Genomic DNA, 7,919 nt, shown 5'->3' with positions numbered 1-7,919 from the left:
AGCAGGATGATCCCCGAGATGAAGTTCGAGGCGATCTGCTGCAGGCCCAGCCCGATGCCGACGCCGATCGCACCGCCGATCACCGCGAGCGAGGTGAGGTTCACCCCCATCGCATTCATCAGGATCAGGAAGGCCACGCCGAAGATCGCGACCTCGGCCGCCTTGATCGCGAGCTGCCGCGTCGCCGGGCGCAGCTCCTCCTGCTCGGTCAGAAAGGCGGTCGAGCGCTCGTTCGACCAGCGGCCAAGCCAGAACACCAGCCCGCCGAGCGCGGCGAATTTCACCACCCAGAGCAGGTCGAAGGAGAGATTGCCAAGCGGCAGGCGCACGGCGGCGAGCGCCTCGGTCGCGGCCGGCAAAAGGCCGAGCGCATAGACCGCGGCGACCGGCAGCACGATGAACCGGCCATAGGCGCGCAAAAAGGGCTCGCGCAGCACCTCGCGCACGAAGGCGCGCACCGCGAGGAACAGGAACAGCCGCTTGCCGAAGGCGGTGATGCCGCCGGTGCCGAAGGCCGCGCGCAGCGCCTCCTCCCCCAGCGCGGCGACCGCGGCCATCAAAAGCGGCGCGAGCAGCGGCAAGAGCCGCAGCGCCTGTCGGCGCAGGAAGGCGATCGGCCCTTTCGCGCCCTCGGGCGGGCTCAGCAGCTGCGTGAGCCGCGGGTGCAGGATCCGCGTCGCGATCCGGCCAAGCAGCACCGCGGCGACCAGCGCCACCACCTGCCCCCAGGCCGCCGGCGTCACCGCCCAGTCGAGCGCCGTCTGCCCCCAGGGCCGCAGCCTTTCGATCAGATCATCCATCGCAGCCTCCACGCCCGCACCCGGTCATCTAACCGGGCGGCCGGAGGCGCCGCAAGAGCGCCCGGGCGGCGCGATGCCGCGGTCGCAAAGAAAAGGCCGCGCCCGTGAAGGCGCGGCCCGGTCCTTTCCCTTTCGGGAAGGATTATTCCTCGTCGGCCGCCGCGGCGCCAACCTCGTCGAAGAGCTCGGCGATCTCGAACTCGGCTTCGGCTTCCGCCTCGGCCGCGAGGTCCTGGATCGACTTGCCCGAGGCCTGCAGCTCGGCTTCTTCGGCCGAACGCGCCACGTTCAGAACGACGGTGACGTCGACTTCCGGGTGCAGGACGACATGCACTTCGTGCAGGCCCAGATCTTTGATCGGAGCCTTGAGCGCCACCTGCTTCTTGTCCACCGAGAAGCCCGCGGCGGTCGCGGCTTCGGCGGCGTCACGGGGCGTGACCGAGCCGTAGAGCGCGCCGGCATCCGAAGCCGAGCGGATCACGACGAAGGTCGAACCGGCCAGCTTTTCAGCCAGCTTCTCGGCCTCGGCCTTGGTTTCGAGGTTGCGCGCCTCGAGCTGGGCCTTGCGGGTCTCGAAGCTCTTGATGTTGGCATCGTTGGCGCGCAGCGCCTTGCCCTGCGGCAAGAGGAAGTTGCGGGCGTAACCGTCCTTGACGTTCACGACCTCGCCCATCTGGCCAAGCTTGGCCACACGTTCCAGAAGGATCACTTGCATGGGACGAACTCCTTACTTCACGGCGTAGGGAAGCAGGGCGAGGAAGCGGGCGCGCTTGATGGCGCGGGCCAGTTCACGCTGCTTCTTCGCCGAGACGGCGGTGATGCGGGCGGGGACGATCTTGCCGCGCTCGGAGATGTAGCGCTGCAGCAGACGGGTGTCCTTGTAGTCGATCTTCGGCGCGTTATCGCCCGAGAACGGGCAGACCTTGCGACGGCGGAAAAACGGTTTGTTGGCCATGGGTCAGGTCCTTTCGATCAACGACGCTCGCGGCGGGGGCCGCGGTCTTCGCGCGGGCCGCGATCGTCGCGGTCGTCACGCTTCTGCATCTGCACGGTCGGGCCTTCTTCATGGGCGTCGACCTTGACGGTGAGCACGCGCATCACGTCGTCATGCAGACGGGCCAGACGCTCCATTTCCTGCACGGCCGCCGAGGGGGCTTCCGAACGCAGGAAGGCATAGTGGCCCTTGCGGTTCTTGTTGATCTTGTAGGCCATCGTCTTCACACCCCAGTATTCCGAGGTGACGACCTTGCCGCCGTTGTCGGCGAGAACGGTCGAGAAATGTTCGACGAGGCCTTCGGCCTGCGCGTTGGACAGATCCTGACGCGCGATGAGGACATGCTCGTAAAGCGGCATGTGGGCTCCTGTTGCAAGGCGGCTTCATAGGAGGGCATTTCACTTCCGCTGCCCACCACGAGAGGCTCCGCCGGTTCGAAGAAACGCGGAAGTTCGCGTCTCCTAGTCGCATCGGCCCCGCGATGCAAGCGGATTCAGCCCCGCGCGATCCGCGCCATCGCCTGCGCGCCGATCTCGAAGCTGCGCTTGCGCGCGGCGTGGTCGAAGATATGGCCGGTGAGGATCAGCTCGTCGGGGCGATACTGCGCGATCAGCGCGCGCAGCCGCGCCTCGACCGTCGCGGGCGATCCCACCGCGACGACGCGCAGCGCGCGCTCCGCCATGGCGATCTCGGCGGAGGAGGCGACGGTGGTCAGATCGGCGCAGGGCGGCGGCAGCGGCCCGGCCTGCCCGCGGCGCAGATTGACGAAGCCGTGGATCATCGACGAACGCAGCAGATGCGCGGCCGCGTCCGTCTCGGCCGCGAACAGGTTCACCGCCAGCATGAAGCGCGGCGCCGCGGTGACGCCGGGGCGGAAGCGCGCGCGGTAGATCTCGATCGCCTCGGCCAGCATGTCGGGGGCGAAATGGCTGGCAAAAGCATAGGGCAGGCCCAGATGCGCGGCGAGCTGCGCGCCGAAAAGCGAGGAGCCCAGCATCCAGACCGGCACATGCGTGCCCTGCCCCGGCACCGCCTTCACCGGCTGATCGGCGCTCGCATCGCCCAGGAACCCCAGAAGCTCGATCACGTCCTCGGGGAAGCGGTCGGCATTGAGCACGCCCCGCCGCAGCGCCTGCGCCGTCAGCCCATCGGTGCCCGGCGCCCGCCCGAGGCCGAGGTCGATCCGCCCCGGATAGAGCGTCGCGAGCGTGCCGAAGGCCTCGGCCACCTGCAGGGGCGCGTGGTTGGGCAGCATGATGCCCCCCGCGCCGACGCGAATGGTCGAGGTCTGCCCGGCGACATGACCGATCAGCACCGCCGTCGCCGCCGAGGCGATGCCGGTCGAATTGTGATGCTCGGCCAGCCAGTAGCGGTGATATCCCAGCGCTTCGGCATGGCGCGCGAGATCGACGCTGTGGGCGAGCGCCTCGGCCACGGTGGCGCCCTGCGGGATCGGCGCGAGATCGAGGATCGAATAGGGAAGGGTCATGGTCTCTCCTGTCGCCCCCTATCTAGGCGCGCGCGGCGGCAGGGAAAGGGTCACTTCCGCCCGGCGATCACGATCCCCGCCAGGATCAGCCCGAAGCCCGCGACATGGTAAAGATGCAGCGCCTCGCCCAGAAACACGACCGAGAGCACCGCGCCATAGACCGGCAGCAGATGGATGAACTGCCCCGCCCGCGCCGGCCCGGCCAAGGCGACGCCGCGCATGTACAAGAGCGTCGCCAGCACCGAGGGCACGATGCCGACGTAAAGCATCGCGCCGATGCCCGCGGGGCTCAGATGCGGCACCCGGCCCGAGGCGATCTCGAGCGCGAGGAAGGGCGCGAGCGCCACCAGCGTGATCGCGCTTTGCACGGCAAGCAGGCCGAGCCGGTTCACCTCGGCCGGGATCCGCGTCAGCCCGAGCGTGTAAAGCGCCCAGCAGACCATCGCGACGAAGATGATCAGATCGCCCTCGGAAAACTCGAGCGCGACGAGCCGCGCCCATTGCCCGTGCAGGATCACCACCGCAACGCCCAGCGTCGAGACGACAAGGCCAAGCGCCTGGCTCATCCCGATCCGCCGCCCCCAGAAGAGCGCGCCGAAGATCAGGATCAGAACCGGGATCGTCGAGTTCAGCAGCATCCCGTTCGTCGCGGTGGTATATTGCAACCCCACGTAAACCAGCGTGTTGAAGGCGGTGACGCCCGGCAGCGCGACGAGGATCACCTGCAGCCAGTGCTTGCGATACCAGGGCGCGTCGCGGCGGATGTATTTCCAGGCGAAGGGCAGCATGAAGAGAAGCGCAATCGACCAGCGCACGAAGGACAGCGCCAGCGGCGGCACCTCGCCCCGCGCCGCGCGCGCCACGATGAAATTCCCCGCCCAGAAGAGCGGCGGCAGCATCAGCGCAGCCAGCATCTCGATCCGCGGTGAAATCAGTCTCTTGCCGGTCGCGTCCATCGCCCCTCGCTTTCCCGGCCCGGTTTGCGGGAATTCGCAGGCCGGGGCAAGGGGGCGCTGCCCCCTCTTCGGCTCACGCCGAATTCACCCCCGGGATATTTCTCCACTTTGGAAGTCGATCCGTTTCCAAAGTGACGAAATATCCCGGGGGAGGCGAAGCCGGGGGCAGCGCCCCCTACCCGATCAGCCGCTGCACGAGACGCGCCAGCCGGGCGCTGAGCCCGGTATAGGGCGGCATCAGGAGCGAAAGGCTCGAGAAGCGATCCTCGAGCACCGGTTTTTCATGGCTGAAGGCGCGGAACCCCCATTCGCCATGCGCCGCGCCAAGGCCGGAATTGCCGATCCCGCCAAAGGGCAGGTTGAGATGCAGGTAATGCGCGAGCGTGATGTTCACCCCCACCGCGCCCGAACTCGTCGCCGCCTGCACCTTGGCAATGACTTCCCGATCCCGCTCGAAGACGTAAAGCGCGAGCGGCTTCTCCCCCGCCGAGATCTCCTCCAGCACCGCGTCGAGATCGTCATAGGCGATCACCGGCAGCACCGGGCCGAAGATCTCCTCACGCGAGATCGCCATCTCCCCGGTCGTGCCGGTGAGCACCGTCGGCGCGAGATAGCGCGTGCCGGCATCGCCCGCCCCGCCCTCGACCAGCGTCGCCCCCGCCGCGGTCGCCCCCTCGATCAGCGCCTTCAGCCGCGCGAAATGGCGGGTGTTCACGATCCGCGCGAAGCTGCGCGAGCCCTGCGGATCGCCGCCATACATCCGCGCGATCTCGGCGCGCAGCGCGGCGAGGAAATCGCCCTCGACCGCGCGCGCGACAAAGACGTGATCGGGCGCGATGCAGGTCTGCCCGGCATTGGCGAACTTGCCCCAGGCAAGCGCGCGCGCCGTGCGTTTCAGATCCGCCCCCGGGCCGACGATCACCGGCGACTTGCCACCCAGTTCCAGCGTGACGGAGGCCAGCGTCTTCGCCGCCGCCGCCATCACCACCCGCCCGACCGCGGGCGAGCCGGTGAAGAAGATGTGATCGAAGGGCAGCGCGAGCAGCTCGGTCGATGTCTCCACCCCGCCCTCGACCACCGCGACGAGATCGGGCGCGCAGCTCGCCGCCACCAGCCGCGCGAGCAAGGCCGAGGTCGCGGGCGCGAGCTCCGAGGGCTTCACCACTGCCGCATTGCCCGCCGCGAGCGCCGACACCAGTGGCCCGAGCGCCAGCGAAAACGGGTAGTTCCAGGGCGCGACAATCAGCACCGTGCCCTTCGGCTCGGGCCGGATCGTCGCCCGCGTGCCGAGCATCGCGAGCGTCGGGCGCACCCGGCGCACGCGCGTCCAGCGCTTCAGATGGCGCAGGCTGTGGCGGATCTCGGCCAGCACCGGCAGGATCTCGGTCAGCCGGGTTTCGACCTCCGGCTTGCCGAGATCGGCGGCGAGCGCGGCGAGGATCTCGCCCTGATGCGCGCGGATCGCCGCGGCAAGCGCGGTGAGCGCCGCGCGCCGCTCGGGCACTCCGAAACCCGTGCGCCGCGCCGCATTGCCCGCCGCAAGCTGCGCGAAGACCTCCGCGCTCATGCCGGCACCACCACCTGCCGCTGCTGCCCCAGCCCCTCGATGCCCAGCACCATCACATCGCCCGCGCGCAGGAACCGCGGCGGTTTCATCCCCATGCCGACGCCGGGCGGCGTGCCGGTGGTGACGATGTCGCCGGGTTCCAAGGTCATGAATTGGCTCAGGTAATGCACGAGGAAGGCGACGCCATAGACCATCGTCGCGGTCGTGCCCGTCTGCATCCGCGCCCCGTTCACCTCGAGCCAGAGGCCAAGCGCCTGCGGATCGGCGACCTCGTCGCGGGTGACGAGCCAGGGGCCGAGCGGCGCGAATGTGTCGTGGCTCTTGCCCTTCGTCCATTGCCCCGCGCGCTCGGCCTGAAAGGCGCGCTCGCTCACGTCGTTGCAGATCATGTAGCCCGCGACATGGTCCATCGCCGCCTCGAGCGGCACATATTTCGCCCGCGTGCCGATCACGAAGGCCAGCTCCACCTCCCAGTCGAGCTTTTCCGCGCCGCGCGGCAGCTCGACCGGGTCATCGGGGCCGGAAATCGCCGAGACCGCCTTCATGAAGACGACGGGCTCGGGCGGCACCTGCATCCCCGCCTCCTCGGCGTGATCGGCGTAATTCAGCCCGATCGCGATGATCTTGCCCACCCCCGCGACCGGCGCGCCGATCCGCGCGCCCGCAGGCGCGACCGGCAGGCTGGCCGGATCGAGCGCAGCGATCTTCGCGAGCATTTCCGGCGCGAGCGCGGCGCCGGTGACGTCATCGACCACGCCCCCCAGATCGCGGATCGAGCCATCCGCCGCCAAAAGCCCAGGGCGCTCTGCCCCCTTCTCACCAAAACGCAACAATTTCATCGGCTTTCCTCCCGTTCTTCATCCTCTGACAGCGCCGCGACGATGCCCTCGACCAGCCGGTCGAGGCGCAGCTGCGCCCCCCGTTCCTGCGCGCCGAGCGCGTCGAGCGCCGCCCCCAGCGCCGCGATTTCCGCCCCGCCGAGACGGCGCAGATCGGGCACCGCGATGCGCCCCAGATCGCGCGGCTCGAATTTTCCAAGCCCGCCGCCAAAGCGCCGCATCGCCGCCCCGATCCGCGCCTGCACCGGCGCCGCGTTCAGCACCGCGGTCAGCGCGCGGGCAAACTCCGCCCCCTCCACGCGCGGAAAGATGCCGTGAAAGGCGGTGAGCTGCAAAGCTTCCGCTGCGTTCCAGACAAAGCGCATGCCATCGCGCGCGAAAGTCGTGGCCCAGATCGGCGCGACCAGATGCCGTTCGGGCGCGTGCCAGGGGTGACGGTTGCGGGTGAGAAAGCGGCGGTGCAGCCCCTCCGCCTCGCCCGCGGCGACCAGCGCGGCCTCGGGCGCGGAAAGCGGCGGGCTGAGATCGAGAAACACGTCGGGCCGGCCGCGCGCAGCAAGCCGCGCCTGCGCCGCCGCGTCGAAGATCACCCCCGGCGCGTCGCCCGCCTTGCCCAGGCAGGGGATCAGCCGGTGCGGGGCGATGCCCAGGCTCAGCGCCTCGGCTCGCGGCCGGTGAAAGAAGCCGTTCGCCCCGGTGGCAAGGCCGCGGCGCGTCGCGGCGAGCGTGTCGAGCGGCACGAAACCGGGCGGCAGCGCCGAGGCCTCGCCGCGCAAAAGGCTTTCCCAGCGCGGCGCGGCGGCGAGTGTGGCGCGCGCGATCATCCTTGCCGGCGCATCAAGGGCGGGCAGCGCGCCGCCCTCGGGCACGAAGACGACCTCGACCGCCTCGGGCGGCGCGGCCCGGGGGCGCTCGAGAAAGATCAGGCTCGCCGTGGTGAGCGCATCGGCGAACACCGGGCGCAGGTGGCAGATATGCACGATCCGGCGCAGCCCGGCGCCGAGCAGGAAGCTCCGCAGCGGCGCGGCGGCATTGGCGTCGGCCCATTCCGCGGGCAGAAGAAACGCCGCCCGCCCGCCGGGGCGCAGCTGCCCGCAGGCGGCGATCACGAAAAGCGCATAGGCGTTGAGCGGGCCGGCAAGCGGCAGGCCCGTCGCCTCCGCCATCGCCCGGATCCGCGCCCGCAGCCCGTTGCCCGCGCGCGGCCGCAACCACGGCGGATTGCCGATCACCGCGTCGTAACCCTCTGGTTTCGCGTCGAGAAAATCGCCGAG

At 69.7% G+C, this 7,919-nt stretch carries 8 protein-coding genes and 1 pseudogene; all 9 read right to left on the bottom strand.

The window, feature by feature from the left end; genetic code table 11:
• Window positions 1-800 (bottom strand): annotated as a pseudogene (locus AB7U46_RS17065) (mechanosensitive ion channel family protein); the annotation flags it as partial.
• A gap of 142 nt (window positions 801-942) precedes the next feature.
• Window positions 943-1,515: a 50S ribosomal protein L9 gene (gene rplI / locus AB7U46_RS17060; protein WP_428338186.1), complete on the bottom strand. Its 573-nt coding sequence runs from the start codon at window positions 1,513-1,515 to the stop codon at window positions 943-945.
• A 12-nt stretch (window positions 1,516-1,527) separates the two neighbouring features.
• Window positions 1,528-1,755: a 30S ribosomal protein S18 gene (rpsR, locus tag AB7U46_RS17055; protein ID WP_128180829.1), complete on the bottom strand. Its 228-nt coding sequence runs from the start codon at window positions 1,753-1,755 to the stop codon at window positions 1,528-1,530.
• A 17-nt stretch (window positions 1,756-1,772) separates the two neighbouring features.
• On the bottom strand, window positions 1,773-2,153 hold the full coding sequence (rpsF, locus tag AB7U46_RS17050; protein WP_428338185.1) for a 30S ribosomal protein S6: 381 nt from the start codon (window positions 2,151-2,153) through the stop codon (window positions 1,773-1,775).
• A gap of 134 nt (window positions 2,154-2,287) precedes the next feature.
• On the bottom strand, window positions 2,288-3,283 hold the full coding sequence (locus AB7U46_RS17045; protein ID WP_428338184.1) for an LLM class flavin-dependent oxidoreductase: 996 nt from the start codon (window positions 3,281-3,283) through the stop codon (window positions 2,288-2,290).
• A gap of 50 nt (window positions 3,284-3,333) precedes the next feature.
• Window positions 3,334-4,239, bottom strand: coding sequence for a DMT family transporter (locus AB7U46_RS17040; RefSeq protein ID WP_428338183.1), 906 nt, complete (start codon window positions 4,237-4,239; stop codon window positions 3,334-3,336).
• Between the two features lie 175 nt (window positions 4,240-4,414).
• Complete coding sequence (locus AB7U46_RS17035) at window positions 4,415-5,806, bottom strand: aldehyde dehydrogenase family protein (RefSeq protein ID WP_428338182.1); 1,392 nt, start codon at window positions 5,804-5,806, stop codon at window positions 4,415-4,417.
• Window positions 5,803-6,645, bottom strand: coding sequence for a fumarylacetoacetate hydrolase family protein (locus AB7U46_RS17030; RefSeq protein ID WP_428338181.1), 843 nt, complete (start codon window positions 6,643-6,645; stop codon window positions 5,803-5,805). The genes AB7U46_RS17035 and AB7U46_RS17030 overlap by 4 nt, the downstream gene beginning before the upstream one ends.
• Window positions 6,642-7,919, bottom strand: a 1,278-nt coding sequence (locus AB7U46_RS17025; protein WP_428338180.1) for an Eco57I restriction-modification methylase domain-containing protein, incomplete at its 5' end; no start/stop codon positions are given. The genes AB7U46_RS17025 and AB7U46_RS17030, both read right to left, overlap by 4 nt.

This window comes from Paenirhodobacter sp., assembly GCF_050177655.1.
In the GTDB taxonomy this organism is placed as follows: Bacteria; Pseudomonadota; Alphaproteobacteria; order Rhodobacterales; family Rhodobacteraceae; genus Rhodobacter.
The sequence above is the reverse complement of the archived record's forward strand: the minus strand, read 5'-3'. Positions and strand labels throughout refer to the sequence as shown.

Coding starts and splice junctions, on each gene's coding strand:
- rpsF (WP_428338185.1), bottom strand. CDS start 2,153: ATGCCGCTTTACGAGCATGTCCTCATCGCGCGTCAGGATCTGTCCAAC.
- rplI (WP_428338186.1), bottom strand. CDS start 1,515: ATGCAAGTGATCCTTCTGGAACGTGTGGCCAAGCTTGGCCAGATGGGC.
- AB7U46_RS17035 (WP_428338182.1), bottom strand. CDS start 5,806: ATGAGCGCGGAGGTCTTCGCGCAGCTTGCGGCGGGCAATGCGGCGCGG.
- rpsR (WP_128180829.1), bottom strand. CDS start 1,755: ATGGCCAACAAACCGTTTTTCCGCCGTCGCAAGGTCTGCCCGTTCTCG.
- AB7U46_RS17040 (WP_428338183.1), bottom strand. CDS start 4,239: ATGGACGCGACCGGCAAGAGACTGATTTCACCGCGGATCGAGATGCTG.
- AB7U46_RS17030 (WP_428338181.1), bottom strand. CDS start 6,645: ATGAAATTGTTGCGTTTTGGTGAGAAGGGGGCAGAGCGCCCTGGGCTT.
- AB7U46_RS17045 (WP_428338184.1), bottom strand. CDS start 3,283: ATGACCCTTCCCTATTCGATCCTCGATCTCGCGCCGATCCCGCAGGGC.